Here is a 23194-nt window from a genome sequence, read left to right as displayed (position 1 = left end):
ATGGCGAAACTGAGTTCCATAAACAAGAACGAGCGGCGCAAGCAGCTCGTCAAGAAGTATGCGGGCAAATATGCCAAGCTTCAGGCTATCGCAGACGACAAATCGCTTGACGATTCAGAACGTCTGATTGCCCGTCTGAAGATGGCTGAAATCCCGCGCAATGCGAACCCAACGCGGGTGCGCAACCGTTGCAACACGACCGGCCGCCCGCGCGGCTATTACCGCAAGTTCGGGCTTTGCCGCATCGAACTCCGTGATCTGGCCAACAAAGGCTTGATCCCGGGTGTGACCAAGTCGAGCTGGTGAGGATCTAAACCATGGCATTGACCGATCCATTGGGTGATATGCTCACCCGCATCCGCAACGGCCAGCAGGCGAAGAAGGATTCTGTCCTCTCGCCCGCTTCCAAGCTGCGTGCAAACGTCCTCGAAGTTCTTCAGCGTGAAGGCTACATCCGTGGCTACAGTGAAGACGACAGCGGCAAGCACAAGGCACTGCGGATCGAACTGAAATATTTCGAAGGCGAGCCAGCGATTAAGTTCGTGGCACGCGTCTCCAAGCCGGGTCGCCGGGTCTATTCGGGAAGCCAAGAGCTTCCGGTAGTCCGTAATGGCCTTGGCATCACCATCGTCTCGACACCCAAGGGTGTGCTCTCGGATGCCGAAGCACGCACCGAGAACGTCGGCGGCGAAGTGCTTGCGGAGGTGTTCTGATGAGCCGCATTGGCAAGCAGCCGGTATCCATCCCGGCCGGCGTTACCGCCAAGACTGAGGACGGCGTGCTTAGCGTGAAGGGCCCCAAGGGCGAACTCACGATGACCATGTTCGATCTCATCACATATGATGTCGGCGGTGATGAAATTCGGATCGCCCCCGTCAACAAAACCACTCAGGCACGCCAGTTCTGGGGTATGCAGCGCACGCTGGTACAGAACCTGGTTGACGGTGTTACCGAAGGTTTCACCAAGGTTCTCGAGATCAACGGCGTCGGTTACCGTGCGCAGGCTCAGGGCAAGAAGCTCAAGCTTCAGCTCGGCTTCAGCCATGATGTCGATCTTGATGTTCCTGAAGGTATCGATGTGAAGACGCCCGACCAGACTACGGTCGAGATTTCGGGTATCGACAAGCAGAAGGTCGGGCAGTTTGCTGCCGAGATCCGCGAATGGCGCAAGCCTGAGCCTTACAAGGGCAAGGGTGTGAAGTATCGCGGCGAGTACATCTTCCGCAAGGAAGGGAAGAAGAAGTAAGATGGCAAAGCTCTCTCTCTTTGAACGCCGCCGCCGCCGGGTGCGTACTGCACTCCGCAAGCGTTCCGGCTCCAAGCCCCGCCTCTCCGTGCATCGCACGGGCAAGCACATCTACGCCCAGGTCATCGACGACAAGGATGGTCGGACCGTGGCTGCTGCCAGCACGCTTGGCGAAAAAAGCTCCGGCGCGAATGTCGATGCTGCAGTCAAGGTCGGCAAGGATATTGCCGCGGCTGCCAAGAAGGCTGGCGTGACGACTGTCGTGTTCGACCGCGGTGGTTTCCTGTTCCATGGCCGCGTGAAAGCGCTGGCCGATGCCGCTCGCGAAGGCGGGCTGGAGTTCTAATATGGCTGACGAAAAGACAACCGAAGACGTGAAGGTCACGAACGAAGGTTCGACCCCGACGCCGACGACAACAACATCTGAAGCCGCTGCCAATCAGTCAGCCGCTCAGGGTGCTGAAGGTCAGCCGCGCACACGCGATAACAATCGTGGCGGTGGTGGCCGTGGTGGCCGTAACGACAATCGTGGAGGCGGCGGTGGCCGTGGCCGTGGCGGTCGTGACGATCGCCGTGGCGGCCGTGGCGGCGATGATGGCGGTGAGGAGCTGATTGAAAAGCTCGTCCACATCAACCGTGTTGCCAAGGTGGTGAAGGGCGGTAAGCGCTTTGGTTTCGCCGCGCTGGTCGTGGTGGGTGATGGCAAGGGCCGCGTTGGCTTCGGCCACGGCAAGGCCCGTGAAGTGCCGGAAGCCATCAACAAGGCTACCGCAGCTGCCAAAAAGAAGATGATCCGCGTTGCTCTGAAAGAAGGCCGCACGTTACACCATGATGGCACTGGCCACTTCGGTGCTGGCCGAGTGGTTGTGCGCTCGGCACCTGCGGGTACCGGTATTATCGCCGGTGGTCCGATGCGTGCCGTTTTCGAAGCGCTTGGCGTTGCAGACGTTGTGACCAAGTCGGTCGGTACGTCCAATCCCTATAACATGATCCGCGCTACCTTCGACGGGCTGAACAACCAGTCCTCGCCGAAGTCGGTCGCGCAGCGCCGGGGCAAGAAGGTCGCTGACCTTCTCGGTCGTGGCGGTGTCAGCGAAGCGGAGGCCGAGGCTGACGCAGCGGCCCTTACGGAGTAAGAACGATGGCAGACAAGAAAACCATCAAGCTCAAGCAGATCGGTTCGCCGATCCGTCGTCCGAAGATTCAACGCCAGATTTTGATCGGCCTCGGCCTGAACAAGATGCACAAGGTAGTTGAGTTGCAGGACACCCCCGAAGTGCGCGGCGCCCTTAAGAAAGTGCCGCACATGGTGCAAATCGTCGAGTAATCGACGCTTTCACTAGCGCGAAAACAGCGAAAGCGAGTGCAAGATATGAAACTTAACGATCTCAGAGACAATCCGGGCGCCCGTAAAGAGCGCATGCGCGTGGGCCGTGGTATCGGCTCCGGCAAGGGCAAGACTGCGGGCCGCGGCCAGAAGGGCCAGAAGAGCCGTTCTGGCGTGGCCGTAAAGGGCTTTGAAGGCGGTCAGATGCCGCTTCACATGCGTCTTCCTAAGCGCGGCTTCAATAATCCATTCGGCAAGGACTACGCTGAAGTGAACGTCGGCCAGATCCAGAAGCTGGTTGATGAAAAGAAGCTCGACGCCAAGGCAACCATTGACCACGCGGCCTTGAAGGCTGCTGGTGTTGCTCGTGGCGGCAAAGACGGCGTTCGTCTCCTCGGCAAGGGTGAAATTTCTGCCAAGCTGACTTTCAATGTTGCCGGTGCCTCCAAGGGCGCGGTTGCTGCTGTAGAAAAGGCTGGCGGCAAGGTTGACGTCATCGATCGTGGCCCATCGGAGCACGAAAAGAAGACAGCTCGTCGTGCGGCCAATACCGCTGCCAAGGCAGAGCGTACCAAGTAAGCTGGGACAAAATTGAGGCGCGGGGTTCGACATCGGGCCCGCGCCTCACTATCTAGCTCTCCAGAGCCGGGGAGGGTCCGGCGACTTGATCAGGATTAAGGCTTCAGATGTCATCTCGCGCCGATAATATCGCCAGCACGCTCAGCCTTGCCAATTTTGGCAAGGCGACCGAGCTCAAGCAGCGAATCATGTTCACCATCGGTGCACTGATCGTATTCCGTTTCCTCAGCTTCGTTCCGCTTCCCGGCGTGAATCCGATGGTTCTGGAAACGCTTTATGACCAGACGCGCGGCGGCATCCTGGATATGTTCAACATGTTCTCTGGCGGTTCGCTTGAGCGGATGAGCCTGATCGCGCTTGGTGTAATGCCATACATCACCGCTTCCATCGTCATCCAGCTCGCATCATCGCTGCACCCCAGCCTGATGGCGCTCAAGAAGGAAGGCGAAGCAGGTCGCAAGAAACTCAATCAATATACGCGTTACGGCACAGTGTTCCTGTGCGCGATCCAGGGTTGGTTCCTCGCCAGTGGGCTTGAAGCCTATGGCGCGCAAAGCGGTCTGCAGGCCGTGGTCGATCCAGGCATCCAGTTTCGTATTGTGACGGTGATCAACCTCGTTGGTGGAACCATGTTCCTGCTGTGGCTGGGTGAACAGGTCACCAGTCGCGGTATCGGTAACGGCGTATCGCTGATCATTATGGCGGGTATTGTTGCCCAGTTCCCAAGCTTTGCTGTCAATCTGTTCGAGGGCGGCCGCACCGGTTCCATCAGCGGCATCGTGATCGGCGGAATGCTGTTCATGATAATTGGTCTCATTCTGGTCATCTGCTTCGTGGAGCGTGCCCAGCGCCGCTTGCTGATCCAGTATCCCAAACGCGCCCAGCAGCGCGGCGGCATGCAGGCGGATCGTTCACATCTGCCGCTGAAGCTCAACACCGCCGGTGTTATTCCGCCGATTTTCGCAAGTTCGCTGCTGTTGCTGCCGCTGACGATCACGCAGTTTGCCGGCAATTCGATTGATACGACCAGCGGGTCGGGCAGCTTCATCCAGTCGCTAAACCAGTATCTGGCGCATGGCCAACCACTCTACATGGCGCTGTATGCTGCCGGCATTATCTTCTTCTGCTTCTTTTACACCGCAGTTGTCTTCAATCCTGAAGATACTGCAGAGAACCTGAAAAAGCAGGGTGGCTTCATTCCAGGCATCCGCCCAGGCAAGCGAACTGCAGAATATATCGATTATGTGCTGTCGCGCATTACGGTGGTCGGAGCGATTTATCTCACACTGGTTTGTGTCATTCCAGAATGGGGCATCGCGCAAACGGGCATCCCGATCTTTCTTGGCGGCACCAGTCTGCTTATTGTCGTCAACGTGACTGTGGATACCATCAGCCAGATCCAATCACATCTGCTCGCGCATCAGTATGGTGATCTTATCAAGAAGGCCAAGCTGAAAGGCCGGACGCGCTAAGCTGGCGGTGCTGGCTCAATTTTACGGGGAATCGCTGGCACAATGAGCATCTTGGCATGAACATCATCCTTTTGGGCCCTCCCGGTGCAGGCAAGGGCACACAGGCCAACTTGCTGGTTGAGCATCACGGTATGCTGCAGCTTTCGACCGGAGACATGCTGCGCGAAACGCGCAAGGCCGATACCGATCTCGGTCGCCGCGTAGCTTCGGTAATGGATGCTGGCGAGCTGGTTTCCGACGATATCGTGTCCGCCATGATCGACGCCAAGCTGTCGGATATGGGCGACAAGGTTGGCGCAATTTTCGATGGCTATCCGCGGACCGAGGCGCAGGCCCATGCGCTGGATGAAATCCTCAGCAAGCATGGCCGCAAATTGGATCATGTCATCGAACTGTTGGTTGATGAGGAAGCGCTGGTTGACCGCGTGACGGGCCGCTTCACCTGCGAAAATTGCGGCGAAGGTTACCACGACAGGCACAAGATGCCGACCGTGGAAGGCGTTTGCGACAAGTGCGGTTTAACCGCGTTCAAGCGGCGTCCTGACGACACCGAGGAAACGGTGCGGACCCGCATGAACGAATATCGTGCGAAAACTGCGCCAATTCTGCCGATTTACGATGCTCGCGGCATTGTACAACGCGTTGATGGCATGGCCACCATCGATAATGTCACGACCGCGATCGAGAAAGTCCTGGCAGCCGGTTGAGTGTTTGCTTATTTTTTGTCCCAACAAAGGGATGAGGAATGAACAGATTTTACGTCGCCGCTTTGGTGGCCGCAGCCTTACTTTATGCAGGGCCCGCAGCTGCCGAGATCATCGAATCCGAGCATGGCGGTTTCGCCAGTTCACATTCTGTAATCGTGGCAGCTGATAGGTCAGCTGTCTGGGAAGAACTTGTTCACCCGGAACAGTGGTGGAGCCACACTTGGTCCAACGATTCCGCAAATTTGCATCTTGAATCCCGGGCGGGTGGTTGTTTCTGCGAAAGCCTGCCCGCAAACGGTGATTGGGCTGCCGGATCTGTCGAGCATATGCGCGTTGTGATGGTAATGCCTGGAACGATGCTGCGCATGTCCGGATCGCTGGGGCCGCTGCAGTCCGAAGGACTGGTGGGCACCTTGACCGTTACGCTATCCGAAGATGATGGTGGTATCCGTATTACCTGGGATTATATCGCCGGCGGGCAAGCGCGATTTCCGGTCGCGCAATTCGGACCAGTCGTTGACGGGGTGCAAGCTGAGTTTCTAGGCGACCTGGTCAACCGATTGGGCGGTGCGGTTGACCAAAGTTAACGGCTGTTTTGACTAGGGCTCGCAGGCTCGCTATAAGCCAAAAGGATAACGGGAAGACCGGAAACGGGCAGTGGGAACCGCTGGCTCGCTTTCGCCTGTTGACGTGGAGGGGGAATCACCCTATTTGCGCCTACCAATCGTCCATTTGCAGAGACTTGACCGATTCAGGCCGGCTTTCATGCTGACCTTGATTTTTCAATTCCCGGCTTCGGGCGAAACGCAACCGCTATGAGATAGAAGCGCGCCGCCCGTTTGCCGGGTCCAGCAAAGCTTCTGTGGAGCATGGAGAACTAATAAGTGGCTCGAATTGCCGGGGTAAACATCCCCACCAACAAACGCGTGATTGTCGCGCTTACCTATATTCACGGAATCGGACCGACCACGGCCCGCAAGATCGTCGACACAATCGGCATTGATCATTCCCGCCGCGTGCAGGACCTGACCGATGGTGAAGTCGTGCAGATCCGTGAAACCATCGATTCTGATATCACCGTGGAAGGCGATCTTCGTCGTGACACTGCGATGAATATCAAGCGCCTGATGGACCTCGCCTGCTATCGTGGCCTGCGTCACCGTAAGGGCCTTCCCGTCCGCGGTCAGCGCACCCACACCAACGCCCGCACCCGCAAGGGTAAGGCCAAGCCGATTGCCGGCAAGAAGAAGTAAGCGCGAGGCCTGGGGCAACCTGGGTCACAGCTTTTCCCTTCTTTCGAGTTACGAGGAACACGAACAATGGCACGCGAACCAGGCCGAGTAAGGCGCCGCGATAAAAAGAATATTTCAAGCGGTGTTGCGCACGTCAACTCCAGCTTCAACAACACGATGATCACTATCACCGATGCGCAGGGCAACACTATCAGTTGGTCCAGTGCAGGCGCGATGGGCTTCAAGGGCAGCCGCAAGTCGACTCCCTATGCAGCGCAGGTCGCCGCTGATGACGCCGGCAAGAAGGCCGCCGATCATGGTGTGCGTACGCTGGAAGTTGAAATCAAGGGCCCGGGTTCGGGCCGTGAAAGTGCACTGCGTGCGTTGCAGGCGGTGGGCTTTAATATCACCAGCATCCGCGACGTAACGCCGATCCCGCATAACGGTGTTCGCCCGTCAAAGCGTCGTCGCGTCTGATCGAAGTCTGCCGCGAGGGCAATCGGTCCTCGCACAAACAGTCATTTGCATCAGCCGCGGCGGTCAATTGCCCCGCGGCTTGTGCGCCACATATTACCTTTAGGGGAAGTCCATGTCCGTCAATACCAAGAACTGGCAGGAACTGAAGAAGCCCAACACTCTCGACGTCAAGGAAGGCAACGACAAGAAGCGCAAAGCGACTTTCGTCGCTGAGCCGCTCGAGCGTGGCTATGGTCTGACACTCGGCAATGCGCTGCGCCGCGTGCTGCTCGCCAGCCTTCAGGGCGCAGCCATTACGTCGATCAAGATCGAAAACGTGCTGCACGAATTCAGTAGCCTTGCCGGTGTGCGTGAAGACGTAACCGACATCGTGCTCAACGTGAAGCAGATCGCCCTCAAGATGGAAGGTGAAGGCCCCAAGCGTCTGCAGCTTTCCGCTACTGGTCCAGGTGATGTGAAGGCCGGCGATATCGCCGTGTCTGGCGACATCGAAATCCTCAACAAGGATCTCGTGCTGTGTCACCTCGATGAAGGCGCAACGCTTAATATGGAGCTGACTGCCGATACCGGTAAGGGCTATTCGCCGGCCGTGGCTAACCGTCCGGCTGATGCGCCGATCGGCCTGATCCCGGTTGACTCACTCTATTCGCCGATCAAGCAGGTCAGCTACAAGGTCGAAAATGCCCGCGTTGGTCAGGAACTCGACTTCGACAAGCTGAGCCTGACGATCGAAACGGACGGCACCGTCACCCCTGAAGATGCGATTGCCTATGCAGCGCGCATCCTGCAGGACCAGCTGACGCTGTTCGTCCACTTCGAAGACGGCATCCCGCAGCCGCAGGCCGCCATGATTGGCGTCGCTGCAGAGCCGCAGGAAAGTGACACGAACCAGCTCAACCGTTACCTTCTCAAGAAGGTGGACGAGCTGGAACTCAGTGTCCGTTCGGCAAATTGCCTCAAGAACGACAACATCATCTACATCGGCGATCTGGTCCAGAAGACCGAAGCAGAGATGCTGCGTACGCCGAACTTCGGCCGCAAGTCGCTTAATGAGATCAAGGAAGTGCTTTCCAGCATGGGTCTGCGCCTCGGCATGGATATCCCTGGCTGGCCGCCGGAAAACATCGAGGAAATGGCCAAGAAGCTTGAGCAGGAACTGCTCGGTTAATTGCCACTAACAGGGTGATGGGCGGCGACCCTGACTGCCGCCTGCACTGGGCTACCTAATACGGGCCTTTTTCAAACTGGAGTAACCAATCATGCGTCACGGTATTAAAGGGCGTAAGCTCAGCCGGAAGTCTCAGCACCGTACTGCCATGTTCCGCAACATGGCTGCTGCGCTGATCAAGCACGAGCAGATCCTTACCACCACCGCCAAGGCGAAGGAAATTCGCCCCTACGTTGAAAAGCTGATCACGCTGGCAAAGCGTGGCGGCCTGTCGAACCGTCGTCTCGCGCACAGCCGCTTGATGGACGCAGCGCAGGAAAAGAAGCTTTTCGAAGTATTGGCAGAGCGTTTTTCCGATCGTGATGGCGGCTATTGCCGGATCATCAAGGCCGGCTACCGCGGCAGTGATGCCGCCGCCATCGCCTACATCGAATTCGTCGATCGCGACCCAGACGCAAAGGGTCAGGACAGCGGTCCGGTGATGACTGAAGACGAATACGCAGACGCGTAACCGCCTCACACCAAGAAACAAATGAAAGGGCTGTCGGAGCGATCCGGCGGCCCTTTTCTTTTGCCCCTTTCATTTTATCAGGCTGATGGCACAGTGTGTGTCATGATCCGCACCACCATGTTCGCAGCTGCCCTGGCAACCACAGGGCTGCTCTTCACCGTCCCCGCCGCTGCACAATCGCAAGCCGATCTCAATGCCCGGTATGATCGCGCTCTGGCGGCGGGCTATAAGGCGATGTTTCTGTGCAGCGCGATTGCGAATGCGGAATTGTTCGGTGCGCCTCGTTCCATAGGCAGTGTTGAGAGTTGGGAACTGACAGGTATCCAGGCACCGCTTCACGGTATAGTGGAGGCGCTGCCGGCGATGATCGAGCGCGGCGCTGACGATGTGATCGATTTCGTCAGCGTATTATTTGCCAACGACATGCTGCCGCGTGTCGCGATGCATCGTCCTGATCGCGGGTGCTCGATATTGCCGATTGGGGCACAAGCGCCCGAGCCTGATACCGAAATTTTCCTTCGTAATGCCGCACGGTTCGGGGCCTTCGCTCTGGAGCCAGCAGTGCCTGAAAATGGTGTTTTAGCGGAAGCTGGCTTTGGCCCGATTTATGGTGCCGACGCGCGGACTACCGCCGTTGTGATTTTGCGCGAGGGCAAATTGATTGGCGAAGCCTATGGGTCGGATCATGGCCCGAACGTACCCCAGCGTACATGGTCCGTCGCGAAGAGCATTGCCGCAACCCTCGTCGGGGCGGCAGTTTACCGCGGTGAAGCCGATGTCACCTATAGCGCCGGCTTGGGCGAAGGGGAGCGTGATCCACGCGCTACAATTACAATCGATCACGCGCTGCGCATGGCGTCAGGTCGCTATACCGATACGCCCGGCAACCGCACTGATCCGCTCTATTACGGCGGAGCGACGGTGGACGAGGTGGCAGTTGACTGGCCGCTGATAACTGAACCCGGCAGCACCTATCGTTACGCCAATAACGATACGCTTGCGGCAATGCAGGCAATTGAGCATACTTTTTCTGACCTTCCGCCATCCGCGCTGCTTGATGCGTTCGGCATGGATCACACCATTGCGGAGACAGATTGGCAGGGCAATTACATCCTCTCCAGCCAGGTATGGTCGACCGCGCGCGATCTGGCGCAGCTCGGGCAGCTTCACCTCGATGATGGCATCCTGCCGGACGGAACGCGTATTCTGCCCGAAGACTGGGTGGAGTACGTCTCCACGCCCAGCGGGCCGCAACCGAATGGCGCAAGCGGGTGGGGTTACGGAGCAGGCTGGTGGCTGCTCAACAATTCCGAAGGCATTCCGGCGGACACTATTCTGGCGGCAGGAAATCGCGGGCAGTTCATCGTCGTCATCCCCAGCCGTGATCTCGTGATCGTGCGGCGCGGGGAGGACCCTGCGGGCGGCTCCGGCTTCGATATCGAGGCCTTTACCCGCGATGTGCTCGGCGCGCTGGATGAATAGTCCTTAAGCCGTCTTGCATCGGTCAGGCTTCGTTGCCAACTACCTACCATTACTCCGAACGCTAATTCTGAGGTCGCATGAAACGAACAGCTATTGCTGCAGCCACGCTGCTTGCCACAATCTCCATTCCCGCTAACGCGCAGGACATGACAGCTCCCGACTATCCTGAAACCCGCCGCGGCGATGTGGTTGAGACTATCTTTGGCGAAAAGGTCGCAGATCCTTACCGCTGGCTCGAAGATGATGTGCGCAACAATCCAGACGTGGCCGATTGGGTGGAGCGGCAGAACGCGGTCACCGATGCCTATCTGGAAAATCTTCCTGCACGGGACTGGTTTGCAAGCCGCATCGGCGAGCTGACCGATTACGAACGTTTCTCCGTCCCCGTCGCGCGCGGCGACCGCTATTTCTACAGCCGCAATTCGGGCCTCCAGAACCAGTCGCCTCTGTATGTTCGGGACGGTTTGGAGGGAGAGCCGCGTCTGCTGATCGATCCGAACGAATGGGCTGATGATGGCGCGACGGCGCTGGGTGGATGGGTACCTTCGCCTGACGGGACGAAACTGCTTTACAGCGTGCAGGATGGCGGCACCGACTGGCGCATTGTGCGCGTACTGGATGTGGCAACAGGCGAACACATTGGCGGCGAAATCCGCTGGGTCAAATTCTCCGGCCTTTCATGGGTGGGAGAGGAGGGCTTCCTCTATTCGCGCTTCCCCGAACCCGAAGAGGGTGAGGATTTTCAGGCGCTGAACACAAATCAGGCTGTCTATTACCACGCGCTTGGTACGGACCAGGCTTCTGATCAGCTTGTGTACGCAACGCCGGACTTCCCGGAACGCAATCACAGCGCTGGCACCAGCGACGATGGCCGCTGGGCAATTGTCACGTCCTCCACCGGCACCGATTCCCGTTATGAAGTGCATATGATTGACCTTGCCGCGCGTGATACGCTCGGTTGGCAGGCGCGTCCGCTGGTCAGCGGCTTCGAAAACAGTTGGAGCATGATCGAAAGTGTCGGCTCACGCCTGTTTTTCGTGACCAATCATGAGGCGCCGCTCTACCGCATTCTCTCTATCGACATGGACAATGCTGCGGCCGGTTGGACCGAAGTGCTGGCAGAGAAGGATCAGCCTATTGCCGGTGCAGGCATGGTCGGTGGTCATCTGATCGTCGAATATCTGGAGGACGCGTCCTCCAGCGCATACGTTTATACGCTCGGCGGCGAATTGGTTCGCGAGATTGAATTTGCGGGCCTTGGCAGCGCAGGCGGTTTTGGCGGCAGTCCGGACAATGCGGAGACATTCTACGCATTCTCCAGCTTCAATCGCCCCAGCACGATCTATCGCTATGATGTGACCACAGGCGAAAGCACGGTGTTTGCCTCACCCGAAGTCACCTTCTCACCCGATGATTTTGTGGTCGAACAGCGCTTCTATGAAAGCCGCGACGGCACCCGCGTGCCGATGTTCATCGTACGCCGCGCCGATGTTGCTGCCAGAGCTGAGGCAGTGCCTACTTTGCTTTATGGCTATGGCGGCTTCGACGTCTCGCTCAGCCCAGGCTTTTCCGCATCGCGGCTCGCGTGGGTGGAAGCAGGCGGGGCCTATGTCCTCGCCAACATTCGTGGCGGCGGCGAATATGGCAAGGCATGGCACGATGGCGGCAGGCGCGCGAACAAACAGAACGTGTTTGACGACTTTATCGCTGCCGGTGAGTTTCTGATGGCCGAAGGCGTTACGCCGGAAAGCGGGCTTGCCATTCAGGGCGGATCGAATGGCGGCCTGCTTGTCGGCGCTGTGGTCAACCAGCGTCCCGATCTGTTTGCAGCGGGCAATGCGGCGGTTGGCGTGATGGATATGCTGCGCTTCGACCAATGGACTGCCGGTCGATACTGGGTGGACGATTACGGCCATCCCGACCGTGAGGATGACTGGCGCATCCTGCGGGCCTATTCGCCATACCATAACATCCAGCGCGGCATGGATTATCCGGCACTGCTGGTAACGACAGCCGATACAGATGACCGGGTGGTGCCCGGGCACAGCTTCAAATACACCGCTGCCTTACAGGAAGCGGATTTGGGCGAACGGCCACAATTGATCCGCATCGAGACCCGCGCTGGCCACGGATCGGGCAAGCCGACGGACAAGGCGATAGCCGAAGCAGCTGATATTTTGAGCTTTTTTGGACACTGGACCGGACTGGAAGTCGAAGAGTAAGTGCGTTCAGGAAACTCAACGCTTTCCTGAACGCCGCCTAACGCGCAAGTTCAGGCTCACCTAAGGACGCGCCGGCCATAACCTTCTTACCGGGTGGCAATCCAGCCATCTGCTTCGGAAGGAGAAGCACCATGAAGTCCATAACCAAAGCATTTGCCAAGGGCACGTTTGCGACCGTCGCGGCTGGCGCGATGGCTGTGACCGCAGTGTCTCCTGCCGCTGCGCAGGATCGCTACCGCGACCGTCATGATGACGGTATTTCTGCAGGTGAAGTGATTGCCGGCGCCGTTATTCTCGGCGGGCTTGCTGCCATCCTCTCGTCGGGCAACAATGATCGCTATGATGATCGTGACCGACGCTACCGCGACCGGGACTATCGCGGTGACAACTACCGTCACAATCGCCGGGATAATCGCGGTTATGCCAACAATGGCCGCCGTGCAGTAGAAGCCTGTGTCCGGGCCGCAGAGCGTACCGCCCAGCGTTACACCGGATCGAGCGCCGAAGTTTACGAAATCCGCGATGTGGACCGTGAACGTCACGGTTTTGAAGTGAAAGGCCGGATTGCAGTTCGTGACAATTATCGCAGCCGTGGACATCGCGGCGATTATCGCCGTGGCTACCGCAACGATGGCTGGGACGAGGGCCGCTTTGAATGTGAATTCCGCAACGGCCGGGTCGTCGATATCGACTTCCGCGGTATCCGCGGGCTCTAACGGAGTTTGAACGGCATCGGGGCGGTTCAGGTTGGTGTCAGCCTGGGCCGCCTAGCCCGTAATAGGGCGCCTGCGTTTCACGGGGTTAAGGACAGGGAAGCATCGTATGATTACCAAGCCATCCAAGATCACCACGGGTGCCGCCCTGGCAGCGGCACTGTCCATGGTTGCAACACCCGCTGCGGCCGTTGATCTGCCCTACATCGGTGTATCCGATGTGGCGGTGCAGACAGGGGCTGCCGAAGAACAGAATCAGCACCGCTACCGTCACCGCCGTCATCGTGATCGGGGGATTGATGCAGGTGACGTGATTGCTGGCGTTCTGGTGCTCGGCACGATTGCCGCAATCGCGGGTTCTGGTCGAAACCGCGACCGGGACCGGGTACGGGACCGTGATTATCGTGATCGGGATTACCGTGATCGGGATGATCGCCGTAATCGTGATGAGCGCAGAAACTATGACAGCAGCGGCCTCGATAACGCCGCTGAAATGTGCGCCGATCAGGTGGAGCGCGGGAATGAGCGGGTGGAAGAGATATCCAGCGCGCGCCGCACCGCCGATGGCTGGCGTGTTGCCGGGACCCTGTCCGGCGGCGAAGGCTGGAGCTGCTGGATCGATAATGATGGGCGAATCCGCAACGTTGATCTTGGCGTGCCTGGTTATTCCTATGAAGCCGATGCGAATTACGGCAGTTCCGCATCAGCTGCGCCCGCAGGTGACCAATGGGATGACGGTGCCTATGCCCGCGCCCGTGCCACCACACGCACGGCAGCTGACAGTGAATATACCTACCGCGCACAGGCCCGTTATACGCCGGAAAATGATGGCCCACAGCCTGCCTATCCGGGCGGACCGCTGCCGGGTGAAGAAGGGTATGGCGACGCTTCGCAGGACGAAGGCGATGGCCGTTATGCCACAGCAGAGGCACCAGATTTCCCGCAGCGGGGTAATTGAGCCTTCAGGGTTCGCGCGAATAGGCGGGCAGGGACAGGTTCCAGCGAATGGCCGCGCTTCTGAGCAGGAAGCCGGCCGTCGCTGCACCTATCCATACCGGCACGCGCGGAAGGCCCAGAAACTCTCCCAACACGCACAGAGCGGCGGATAGAGCCGCAGCCGTCACGTAAAGTTCCGGTCGCATCAGGATAGATGGGCGGCCCGCGATCACATCCCGGATTATGCCGCCAACGCAGCCGGTGATTACGCCCATCAGCACAGCCGGGATCGGCGGCACGCCGTAGCTGAGAGCCTTGGCCGAGCCGAGCACGGCGTAGGCGGTCAGCCCCAGGCCATCAGCGAATTCGAGCAGCAGGCCGTCCCACCACCGCGTTGGGGTGAGCCAGGCAATCAGCGACACACCAAGAATAATCAGCGTCACCCAAGGGTCGGCAATCCAGAACACCGGCGCACCGATCAACAGATCACGCACCGTGCCGCCGCCCACGCCTGTTATCAGCGCGAAGAACACCATGGTCACAAATGTCTGGCGCTCCTTGCCGGCAAGGAGTGCACCGGTGAGCGCAAAAACAGCAACGCCAAGCAGATCGAGCCAATCGAGCAGCGGTGTCAGGATTTCGGTATTCATGTCTTCACCCGCGCCTTACGCCGGCGAAACATCAGCACGCAGCCAAGCAGCGAACCAAGCACGCCCAGCGCGGCAAACAGGATCAGGACCGGATGGCTGGTGTCCTCGCGCTCCTGCAAGTCCATGATGTGCAGACCCCATACAAAATCGAACACGCGCCAGAACCGCGAACGCACGGCAGCGATCTCTCCTGTTTGCGCATCAATGTAGATATGGGCGCCGTCCTGCAAAGTTACTCGCCAGCTTGGCACGGGACGGCGAAAATCGAAGGGCGCTTTTTCAGCAGAGAACTGCTCGACTGCAACTGGATCGGCACCGCCCACGATTTGCTCGGCAGCTAATGCACGCACATAATCCTCGTCGATAGCTGGCAGCGGTACGCCGGTGCCATCAGCGGCGAAACGCTCCACGCGGCCATCCGGATGCGTCGCAAACCACACGGGCCTGCCATTCTGCATGGCGACACGCATTTCCTGAAACTGCACACTGCCATCTGCGGGCAGCGCAATTGGAACCGGATTGCCTGCTGGCAAAAGCGCCTGCTCCCTTTCGATCCGCAAATGATCGCCGCGCACCTGTTCGATGGGGTGCCACACCATGATCAGACCGGTGATCGTCCACATCAGGATCGGCACGCCGACAAGCCAGCCTAGCCAGATGTGCCATTTGGCGAAGAGTCGCATGATTTTGCGCCGGGTCATGCGCGGCCCATACCCACCTCAGGCGAGGTCGACTAGTCTTTGGCGAAGAGTTTCGACCGGTCCGCAAAGGCTTTCATCTCTATGGCGTTGCCCGCGGGATCGCGGAAGAACATAGTCGCCTGCTCCCCCACTTGCCCTTCAAACCTTATGTACGGCGCAATAGCGAACTCTACGCCAGCGTCTGTCAGCTTCGCTGCGAGATCTTTCCATTCCGCCATGCTCAGCACGATGCCGAAGTGCGGGACAGGCACGTCATGCCCGTCAACCGGATTGGCGGCGCGGTCCGCTGCGGCAGGAGCAAGATGCGTCACAATCTGATGGCCGTAGAAGTCGAAATCGATCCAATGGTCCGAAGACCGACCTTCGGGACATCCGATTACGCCGCCCCAAAAACTGCGCGCAGCCGCAAGGTCGTCAACCGGGAAAGCAAGATGAAAGGGTGAAAGCTTGGTCATCGGGCGGGTATCCTGTGTAATCCGAATGCAAGGCCAAAGCCGAGAATGGAAGCAGCGCCATAGCCCACAAAAGGCGTGGGATAGTTGGACATAAGCGCCATAATCGCAAAACCAAACAGCAGGCCTGCCAGCGCCATACGTCCTTCGCGCGCAAAGGGTATTGTGAACAGTATGACCAGAAAGCTGATGATTAGCGCGATTGCCAGCGCCAAGCCCACAGCAATGCTTTGTAATGTCGCCTCTACCAGTACACGCTCCACGAAAGGCTGGGGCGCAATCTCTCCGTTAAGCGCCATCGCAATTGACGCGAAGAAACCGAGGATTGCAGCAGCACCGAACTTCCAGTCCTTTGTTACGTGATGGATGCCCACTGCGGCGAAGGTCAGCGCAAAACCGGTGGCGGCGTCGGGTTGGACCATTGCGGCTAGTATGCCTGCCAAGAGGAACCCTGCGCCATAACGGCGATTGCGCGCGGCGAGGAGAACGAGGGCAGGCGCGACGAGCATTCCAGTGTGCAGCAATACAGAGCCAAGCGGCACCCAGCGCATCACGCGGTCGCCGGTAATCGAAGTCAGTTCGGGCCCGATGAACAGCGGGCTCAGCAGTACAAGCAGCAAGGTACCGAGTAGGATATGGCGGCTGAGCGCGGTGTGGGGGCCGCGCCCGCCAATGATCCACAGACAGGCAAGGGCGAGCGCACCCAGATTGACAAGCGGATAATGCGCCGGAGCACCGTTTGTCGCCATCCACGCAGCGCCGCAAAGCACCGGGATCGCCAGCGCCAGCAGTGCTGGCAGGCGATCACGAATGCTTATGTCAGGCTGCATGGATCAGATATGGATCGGCTTGCCCTGAACGCCCATCGCCGCTTCTTTCAGCGCCTCCGCATGGGTCGGGTGCGCGTGGCAGGTGTAGGCAATGTCTTCGCTCGTCGCGCCAAATTCCATCGCGATGGCGGCTTCGGCAATCATGGTGCCTGCCACGCTGGCGATGGCCCAGATGCCCAGCACACGGTCGCTTTCCGCTTCGGCAATGACCTTCACAAGCCCATCGGTCTGGTGATTGGTCTTTGCGCGGCTGTTCGCCATCATCGGGAATTTGCTGGTTTTGATCCTGGACTTGTCGCCGCCCATCTTTTCGATGGCTTGTTCTTCCGTCAGGCCAACGCCTGCAATTTCGGGCAGAGTGTAGACGACCGTAGGGATCACATCGTGGTTCACGATGCCGGTCTGGCCCGCAATCCATTCTGCTACCGCAATGCCTTCGTCCTCAGCCTTGTGGGCGAGCATGGGGCCGGGGACGACATCGCCAATGGCACGTACGCCTTCCACGCTGGTGCGGAATTCATGGTCGATCTCGATCTGTCCGCGCTTGTTCACTTCCAGACCGATGTTTTCGAGACCGAGACCATCAGTGTTGGGACGGCGGCCAATCGACACGAGCACGCAATCGGCTTCGATCGTTTCTGCTTCGCCGCCAGCGGCAGGCTCCAGCGTAACGGTGGCGGTCTTGCCTTTCACGGATACGCCGGTGACCTTGGTGGAAAGCTTGAACTCAATGCCCTGCTTCTTGAAGATCTTGTTCGATTCCTTGCGGATATCGGCATCCATTCCGGGGAAAATCTGATCGAGATATTCCACGCAGGTGACTTTCGCGCCGAGCCTGCGCCAGACAGAGCCGAGCTCCAGCCCGATCACGCCGCCGCCGATCACTACCATGTGCTTTGGCACTGTTGGCAGCTCCAGCGCGCCGGTGGAATCGACCACCACATGCTTGGAATTGTCGACTTCGACGCCAGGCAGTTTCGTAACGGAGGACCCGGTGGCGATCACTACTTCCTTAGCGGTCACCTTTTCGCCGCCAACATCGACCGTGTGGGCATCCACAAACTCCGCGTGGCCCTTTTTCCAGTCGACCTTGTTCTTCTTGAACAGGAACGCGACGCCTTTCGTCAGCCCGTCAACAGCATCCAGCCGCTGCGCGTGCATCTTGTCCATGTTCAGCTTTGGCGTCACTTCGATGCCCATTTCGGCCATAGTGCCATTTGTCGCCGCATCGAAATATTCGGACGCATGCAGCATCGCCTTGGACGGGATGCAGCCGACATTGAGGCAAGTTCCGCCCAGCGTTTCGCGGCTTTCCACACAGGCGGTTTTCAGGCCGAGCTGCGCCGCGCGAATGGCAGCGACATAGCCGCCCGGGCCAGCGCCGATGATGAGAATGTCGTAGTCGTATTCAGCCATTTTGGTTCACCACAGTGGAATAAGTTCTCAAAGGTCGATCAGCATCCGCATGGGATCTTCGATTGCCTCTTTCATGATCTTCAGCGCGGTCACGGCTTCGCGGCCATCAATGATGCGGTGATCGTAGCTTAGCGCCAGATACATCATCGGGCGAATTACCACTTCGCCGTTCACCGCCACGGGGCGATCCTCGATGCGGTGGAGGCCGAGTACGGCAGACTGCGGCGGGTTGATGATCGGGGTGCTCATCAGCGATCCGAACACGCCGCCGTTGGAAATGGTGAAGGTGCCGCCCTTCATGTCTTCCATGGTCAGCTCACCAGCCTTGGCGCGCTTGCCGAAGTCGGCGATGGCGAGCTCGATCTCGGCAAAGCTCATCGCGTCGATGCTGCGTACCACCGGCACCACGAGGCCATTGGGAGCGCTGACGGCTACCGAGAGATCGATGTAGTCGTGGTAGACGATTTCGTCCCCGTCGATCTGTGCGTTGACGGATGGCACATCCTTCAAGGCCAGTGCAGCAGCCTTGGCAAAGAAGCTCATGAAGCCCAGCTTGATGCCGTGCTTCTTGGCGAACACATCCTTGTAGGCATTGCGTGCTTCGATCACGGCGGTCATGTCGCAATCGTTGAAAGTGGTGAGCAGCGCAGCCTCTTCCTGCGCGCCTTTCAATCGCTTCGCGATGGTCTGGCGCATCCGTGTCATCTTCACGCGCTCTTCGCGCCGTTCGCCCTTTGCTGCGGGAGCTGGCGTAGGCGAGGGTGAGGGAGCTGGCGCAGAGGTTGCCGCAGCCCCGCTGCTGTCTTTCTTGGCCTTGGCGGCGGCGACCACATCTTCCTTGGTCAGGCGGCCATCCTTGCCAGACCCTTTGATGGTGGTCGGGTCAACGCCGTGTTCGATTACCGCGCGGCGCACAGCGGGTGACATAGTCAAAGAGCCATCGGAAGAACTGGCGGTGTCGGCCTCGTTGCTTTCCTCACGCTGCTCTGCTGCGCGTCCGGCTTCTTCGCCTTTTGCCGCCCCGGTTGCGCCGGCTTCGATCTTCGCGATGACCGCGCCGACTTCTACCGTTTCACCCAGCTCCACCACGAATTCCATGAGGACGCCTGCAACAGGAGACGGCACTTCTACCGCGACCTTATCGGTTTCCAGGCTGACAATCGGCTCATCTGCCGCCACTGCGTCGCCAGGCTGCTTCAGCCATTCGCCGACGGTGGCCTCTGTGACCGATTCCCCGAGTGCGGGGACTTTTACTTCGGTTGCCATGAAAGGAGTTCCTCAGCTGTTCTTTTTGGTGGAACGCGCCGCTTGCATGGCGGCGGATTTGCCGCGGCTGGACAGGCCCAGCGCGACGGATACGAGAGCTTCCTGCTGCGCCAGATGGCGCTTGGCGAAGCCGGTTGCGGGTGATGCGGCTTCTTCGCGGCCAGCATAGGTCGGGCGCATGCCTGTATGTCCGGCCGCGGTCAGCGCGTCTTCAATGCGGTTTTGCACGAAGAACCATGCGCCATTGTTCTGGGGTTCTTCCTGACACCAGACGACCTCTTCCAGATTGGTCATGCGCTTCATGCGTACGGCCAGCGGTTCGCCGGGGAATGGATAGATCTGTTCGAGGCGGATCACGGAAACATCATCCACTTCCTGCTCATCCCGCTTGTCCATCAGATCATAGGCGACCTTGCCACTACACAGCACGAGGCGGCGCACGTTCTTGTCGGCGATCTCTTTCTGGTCCGAAAGGATGCGCATGAAATGGCTGTCGCCGCTGAACTGGGCCGCTTCGGATCTGGCGGAGGCATGACGCAGCAGGCTTTTGGGCGTCATGATAACCAGCGGCTTGCGGAAAGACCGCATCATCTGGCGGCGTAGAACATGGAAGTAATTCGCCGGGCTGGTGATGTTGCAGACCTGGATATTGTCGTTCGCGCACAATTGCAGAAAACGTTCGAGGCGAGCAGAGGAATGTTCCGGCCCCTGACCTTCGTAGCCGTGCGGCAACAGCAGGACGAGGCCATTGGCACGCATCCACTTCACTTCGCCTGCGGCAATGAACTGGTCGATCATGATCTGCGCGCCATTGGCAAAATCGCCGAACTGCGCTTCCCACATCACGAGTGTTTTGGGATCAGCCAGAGAGAAGCCGTATTCGAAACCAAGCACGCCAAATTCACTCAGCGTGGAATCATACACTTCGAACTTGCCATGCGGGAGCGTGGCGAGCGGAATGTATTTGTCTTCGCTGTTCTGGTCGACCCAGATCGCATGACGCTGGCTGAACGTGCCGCGGCCCGAATCCTGGCCGGAAAGGCGTACGCCAAATCCTTCTGATACCAGGCTGCCAAAGGCGAGCGCTTCTGCGGTTGCCCAGTCAAAACCTCCACCACTGGCGAACATTTCACGCTTCGCATCGAGGACACGGCCCAGCGTCTTGTGGATCGTGAGATCGTCTGGAACGGTGGTCAGCGTGCGGCCAAGACTGTCGAACAGTTTCTTGTCGATCGCAGTTTCGACATTACGCCGCGCGGTTTCCGGATCGGCCGGTTTGTGCAGCCCGCTCCACCGGCCGGCGAACCAGTCGACTTCGTTCGGTGTGTAGCTTTTGGCCGACTGGAATTCGCCTTCCAGGTGGTCGATGAAGTCCTGCCGCATGGCAGGCGCGGTGCCAGCTTCGATCACGCCTTCCTTCAGCAAACGATCGGAATAGATTTCCGATACGCGCGGGTGCTGCTTGATCGCATCATACATCAGCGGCTGGGTAAACTTCGGCTCATCGCCTTCATTGTGGCCGAACCGGCGATAGCACCACATGTCGATCACGATATCGCGCTTGAACTTCTGGCGATATTCAATGGCCAGCTTGCAGGCGAAAGTCACCGCTTCGGGATCATCGCCGTTCACATGCAGGATGGGCGCCTGAACGCCTTTCGCCACGTCGGACGGGTAGGGGGATGAGCGTGCGAATTTCGGACTGGTGGTGAAGCCAATCTGGTTGTTCACGATAAAGTGCAGGCAGCCGCCGGTGGAATAACCACGCACGCCGGACATGCCGAAACATTCCCACACCACGCCCTGGCCAGCAAAGGCCGCATCGCCGTGAATCAGGACCGGCAGGACCTTTTCATGCGTATCCAGATCATCATGCATCGCCTGCTGCGCGCGGGTCTTGCCGAGCACGACAGGGTTCACCGCTTCCAGATGGCTGGGGTTGGGGACGAGGCTCATATGCACCTTGATGCCGTCAAATTCGCGGTCCGTGCTGGTGCCAAGGTGGTATTTCACATCGCCTGATCCGCCGACATCGTCAGGGTTGGCACTGCCGCCGGAAAATTCGTGGAAGATCACGTGGTAAGGCTTCGCCATGACGTTCGCGAGCACGTTTAATCGGCCCCGGTGCGCCATCCCGTATATGATTTCGCGAATCCCGGTGGAGCCGCCATATTTGATCACCGCTTCCAGCGCCGGGATCATTGCTTCGCCGCCGTCAAGGCCGAACCGCTTCGTGCCGACGTATTTCTTGCCGAGGAATTTTTCATATTCTTCGCCCCTGATGACAGCCTGCAAAATGGCCTGCTTGCCTTCGGGGGTGAACTGGATCGTCTCTTCGGGCTTTTCGAACTGGTCCTGCAAAAAGCGCCGCTCTTCAGTGTCGGCGATATGCATGTATTCCAGGCCGACATGGCCGCAATAGGTGTTTCGGAGTACGTCGAACAGTACGCCAACCTTCACCCATTCAAACCCGAATACCCCGCCAACGAAGACCTCCTTGTCTTCCTTGCCTGCAAAGCCGTGCCAAGCGAGCGTAAGGTCCTCGGGCGTTTCGCGGTGCGACAATCCCAGCGGATCAAGGTCCGCCGCCAGATGGCCACGCACCCGGTACAGCCGGATCAGCAGCATCGCCTGAATGGAATCGCGGCACGCCTCTTCCACGCTGGCACTGTCTGCCGGCTTGCCCGCCTTTGCCGCAGCCTGCTGCACCACCGCGACCATGTCGGTCGGGTCCATCGCGGCCGACAAATCGCCCGCATCATCGACCAGCGGCCAGCGCGGATTGCCCCAGCTAGGCCCGGCTTGCGCATCGCCCTGCGAAGGCAGCTCGGGGAGGAAATTTTGCGGTTCGTTACCCATGTCGGTTCCTGACGGTGCGGGAGAGCGTTCGGTTTACGCCAGTTCTTTCAGCAGCGCGTCGAGCGTGGTGCCAAGTTCGGATGGCGAGGGGGATACGCGGATGCCCGCATCTTCCATCGCCGAAATCTTGTCATCCGCGCCGCCTTTGCCGCCCGATACGATAGCGCCGGCATGGCCCATGCGGCGGCCCGGAGGCGCGGTGCGTCCAGCGATGAAGCCGACCATTGGCTTGGACCGGCCCTTGGCGGCTTCTTGCTTGATGAACTCGGCTGCCTCTTCTTCCGCGCTGCCACCAATTTCGCCGATCATGATGATGGACTTGGTCTCATCATCGGACAGGAACAGGTCGAGCACGTCGATGAAATTGGTGCCGTTCACCGGATCGCCGCCGATGCCGACAGCGGTCGTCTGACCGAGGCCCACAGCCGTGGTCTGGTGCACAGCTTCATAGGTGAGCGTGCCCGAGCGGGAGACAACGCCAACACTGCCCTTCTGGAAGATGGAGCCGGGCATGATGCCGATCTTGCACTCGCCGGGCGTCAGAACGCCAGGGCAGTTCGGGCCGATCAGGCGCGATTTGGAGCCGGAAAGCGCGCGCTTCACCATCACCATGTCCATCACCGGAATGCCTTCGGTGATCGCAACGATCAGCTCGATTTCAGCGTCGATCGCTTCAAGGATCGCGTCGCCAGCGAAGGGCGGCGGCACGTAAATGCAACTTGCGGTCGCGCCGGTTGCTGCCTTTGCTTCGCCAACATTGTTGAACTGCGGCAGGCCGAGATGTTCGGACCCGCCTTTACCCGGCGTCACACCCGCAACCATCTTGGTTCCATAATCGAGCGCCTGCTGCGTGTGGAACGTGCCGGTGTTACCAGTCATCCCTTGCGTGATGACCTTGGTGTCTTTGTTTACGAGGATGGACATGGATATTCCTTAGTATGCAATTGC

General features: G+C 58.9%; 26 protein-coding genes. 18 read left to right on the top strand and 8 right to left on the bottom strand.

Annotation, left to right across the window (positions count from 1 at the left end; translation table 11 throughout):
• The 18 genes from rpsN (at position 1) to AB731_RS13670 (ending at position 14094) form a co-directional block, all read left to right on the top strand.
• Positions 1-306, top strand: coding sequence for a 30S ribosomal protein S14 (rpsN, locus tag AB731_RS09230; protein ID WP_047093360.1), 306 nt, complete (start codon positions 1-3; stop codon positions 304-306).
• Positions 307-317: 11 nt separating this feature from the next.
• Positions 318-713 carry a 30S ribosomal protein S8 gene (rpsH, locus tag AB731_RS09225; RefSeq protein WP_047093361.1) on the top strand — a complete coding sequence of 132 codons (396 nt, stop codon included), beginning with the start codon at positions 318-320 and terminating at the stop codon, positions 711-713.
• Positions 713-1246, top strand: coding sequence for a 50S ribosomal protein L6 (rplF, locus tag AB731_RS09220; protein WP_047093362.1), 534 nt, complete (start codon positions 713-715; stop codon positions 1244-1246). Before rpsH ends, rplF begins: the two co-directional genes overlap by 1 nt.
• A 1-nt stretch (position 1247) precedes the next feature.
• Entirely contained in the window at positions 1248-1592 is a 345-nt protein-coding gene (gene rplR / locus AB731_RS09215) for a 50S ribosomal protein L18 (RefSeq protein WP_047093363.1), read from the top strand.
• Position 1593: 1 nt separating this feature from the next.
• Entirely contained in the window at positions 1594-2382 is a 789-nt protein-coding gene (rpsE, locus tag AB731_RS14240; protein WP_082126428.1) for a 30S ribosomal protein S5, read from the top strand.
• Positions 2383-2387: 5 nt separating this feature from the next.
• Positions 2388-2573 carry a 50S ribosomal protein L30 gene (rpmD, locus tag AB731_RS09205; protein WP_047093364.1) on the top strand — a complete coding sequence of 62 codons (186 nt, stop codon included), beginning with the start codon at positions 2388-2390 and terminating at the stop codon, positions 2571-2573.
• A 45-nt stretch (positions 2574-2618) separates the two neighbouring features.
• Complete coding sequence (gene rplO, locus AB731_RS09200; protein WP_047093365.1) at positions 2619-3152, top strand: 50S ribosomal protein L15; 534 nt, start codon at positions 2619-2621, stop codon at positions 3150-3152.
• Positions 3153-3259: 107 nt separating this feature from the next.
• On the top strand, positions 3260-4624 hold the full coding sequence (gene secY, locus AB731_RS09195) for a preprotein translocase subunit SecY (protein ID WP_047093366.1): 1365 nt from the start codon (positions 3260-3262) through the stop codon (positions 4622-4624).
• A 56-nt stretch (positions 4625-4680) separates the two neighbouring features.
• Complete coding sequence (locus AB731_RS09190; protein WP_047093367.1) at positions 4681-5331, top strand: adenylate kinase; 651 nt, start codon at positions 4681-4683, stop codon at positions 5329-5331.
• Between the two features lie 38 nt (positions 5332-5369).
• Positions 5370-5918, top strand: coding sequence for an SRPBCC family protein (locus tag AB731_RS09185; RefSeq protein ID WP_047093368.1), 549 nt, complete (start codon positions 5370-5372; stop codon positions 5916-5918).
• A 297-nt stretch (positions 5919-6215) separates the two neighbouring features.
• Positions 6216-6584, top strand: a complete 369-nt coding sequence (rpsM, locus tag AB731_RS09180) for a 30S ribosomal protein S13 (RefSeq protein WP_047093369.1) — start codon at positions 6216-6218, stop codon at positions 6582-6584.
• A 66-nt stretch (positions 6585-6650) separates the two neighbouring features.
• Positions 6651-7040 (top strand): 30S ribosomal protein S11, encoded by a 390-nt coding sequence (gene rpsK, locus AB731_RS09175; protein ID WP_047093370.1) that lies wholly within the window; start codon positions 6651-6653, stop codon positions 7038-7040.
• Between the two features lie 112 nt (positions 7041-7152).
• Entirely contained in the window at positions 7153-8208 is a 1056-nt protein-coding gene (locus AB731_RS09170) for a DNA-directed RNA polymerase subunit alpha (protein WP_047093371.1), read from the top strand.
• 91 nt (positions 8209-8299) lie between these two features.
• Positions 8300-8719, top strand: a complete 420-nt coding sequence (gene rplQ, locus AB731_RS09165) for a 50S ribosomal protein L17 (RefSeq protein ID WP_047093372.1) — start codon at positions 8300-8302, stop codon at positions 8717-8719.
• Positions 8720-8821: 102 nt separating this feature from the next.
• Positions 8822-10201, top strand: coding sequence for a serine hydrolase domain-containing protein (locus tag AB731_RS09160; RefSeq protein ID WP_047093872.1), 1380 nt, complete (start codon positions 8822-8824; stop codon positions 10199-10201).
• A gap of 77 nt (positions 10202-10278) precedes the next feature.
• The gene (locus AB731_RS09155; RefSeq protein ID WP_047093373.1) at positions 10279-12423 is read left to right on the top strand and encodes a prolyl oligopeptidase family serine peptidase; all 2145 of its coding nucleotides are present in this window, start codon (positions 10279-10281) and stop codon (positions 12421-12423) included.
• 131 nt (positions 12424-12554) lie between these two features.
• Positions 12555-13139, top strand: a complete 585-nt coding sequence (locus tag AB731_RS09150; protein WP_047093374.1) for a hypothetical protein — start codon at positions 12555-12557, stop codon at positions 13137-13139.
• 106 nt (positions 13140-13245) lie between these two features.
• On the top strand, positions 13246-14094 hold the full coding sequence (locus tag AB731_RS13670; RefSeq protein ID WP_052768963.1) for a hypothetical protein: 849 nt from the start codon (positions 13246-13248) through the stop codon (positions 14092-14094).
• Positions 14095-14098: 4 nt separating this feature from the next.
• Here AB731_RS13670 and AB731_RS09140 read toward each other — a convergent pair whose 3' ends face one another.
• The 8 genes from AB731_RS09140 to sucD are packed head-to-tail and all read right to left on the bottom strand — an operon-like array spanning position 14099 to position 23170.
• Positions 14099-14722, bottom strand: a complete 624-nt coding sequence (locus tag AB731_RS09140; protein ID WP_047093375.1) for a trimeric intracellular cation channel family protein — start codon at positions 14720-14722, stop codon at positions 14099-14101.
• The gene (locus AB731_RS09135; protein WP_231638894.1) at positions 14719-15405 is read right to left on the bottom strand and encodes a PepSY domain-containing protein; all 687 of its coding nucleotides are present in this window, start codon (positions 15403-15405) and stop codon (positions 14719-14721) included. The genes AB731_RS09140 and AB731_RS09135 overlap by 4 nt, the downstream gene beginning before the upstream one ends.
• Before the next feature lie 50 nt (positions 15406-15455).
• Positions 15456-15878: a VOC family protein gene (locus tag AB731_RS09130; protein ID WP_047093377.1), complete on the bottom strand. Its 423-nt coding sequence runs from the start codon at positions 15876-15878 to the stop codon at positions 15456-15458.
• On the bottom strand, positions 15875-16705 hold the full coding sequence (locus AB731_RS09125) for a hypothetical protein (RefSeq protein WP_047093378.1): 831 nt from the start codon (positions 16703-16705) through the stop codon (positions 15875-15877). The genes AB731_RS09130 and AB731_RS09125 overlap by 4 nt, the downstream gene beginning before the upstream one ends.
• A 3-nt stretch (positions 16706-16708) precedes the next feature.
• Complete coding sequence (gene lpdA, locus AB731_RS09120; RefSeq protein ID WP_047093379.1) at positions 16709-18121, bottom strand: dihydrolipoyl dehydrogenase; 1413 nt, start codon at positions 18119-18121, stop codon at positions 16709-16711.
• Positions 18122-18148: 27 nt separating this feature from the next.
• Positions 18149-19387, bottom strand: coding sequence for a 2-oxoglutarate dehydrogenase complex dihydrolipoyllysine-residue succinyltransferase (gene odhB / locus AB731_RS09115; RefSeq protein ID WP_047093380.1), 1239 nt, complete (start codon positions 19385-19387; stop codon positions 18149-18151).
• 12 nt (positions 19388-19399) lie between these two features.
• Positions 19400-22246, bottom strand: coding sequence for a 2-oxoglutarate dehydrogenase E1 component (locus AB731_RS09110; protein ID WP_047093381.1), 2847 nt, complete (start codon positions 22244-22246; stop codon positions 19400-19402).
• A 33-nt stretch (positions 22247-22279) separates the two neighbouring features.
• The gene (sucD, locus tag AB731_RS09105; RefSeq protein WP_047093382.1) at positions 22280-23170 is read right to left on the bottom strand and encodes a succinate--CoA ligase subunit alpha; all 891 of its coding nucleotides are present in this window, start codon (positions 23168-23170) and stop codon (positions 22280-22282) included.
• Positions 23171-23194 lie beyond the last annotated feature (24 nt).

It is taken from the genome of Aurantiacibacter marinus (genome assembly GCF_001021555.1).
Classification (GTDB): Bacteria; Pseudomonadota; Alphaproteobacteria; order Sphingomonadales; family Sphingomonadaceae; genus Alteraurantiacibacter; species Alteraurantiacibacter marinus.
This window is presented reverse-complemented; position numbering and strand designations above follow the sequence as displayed.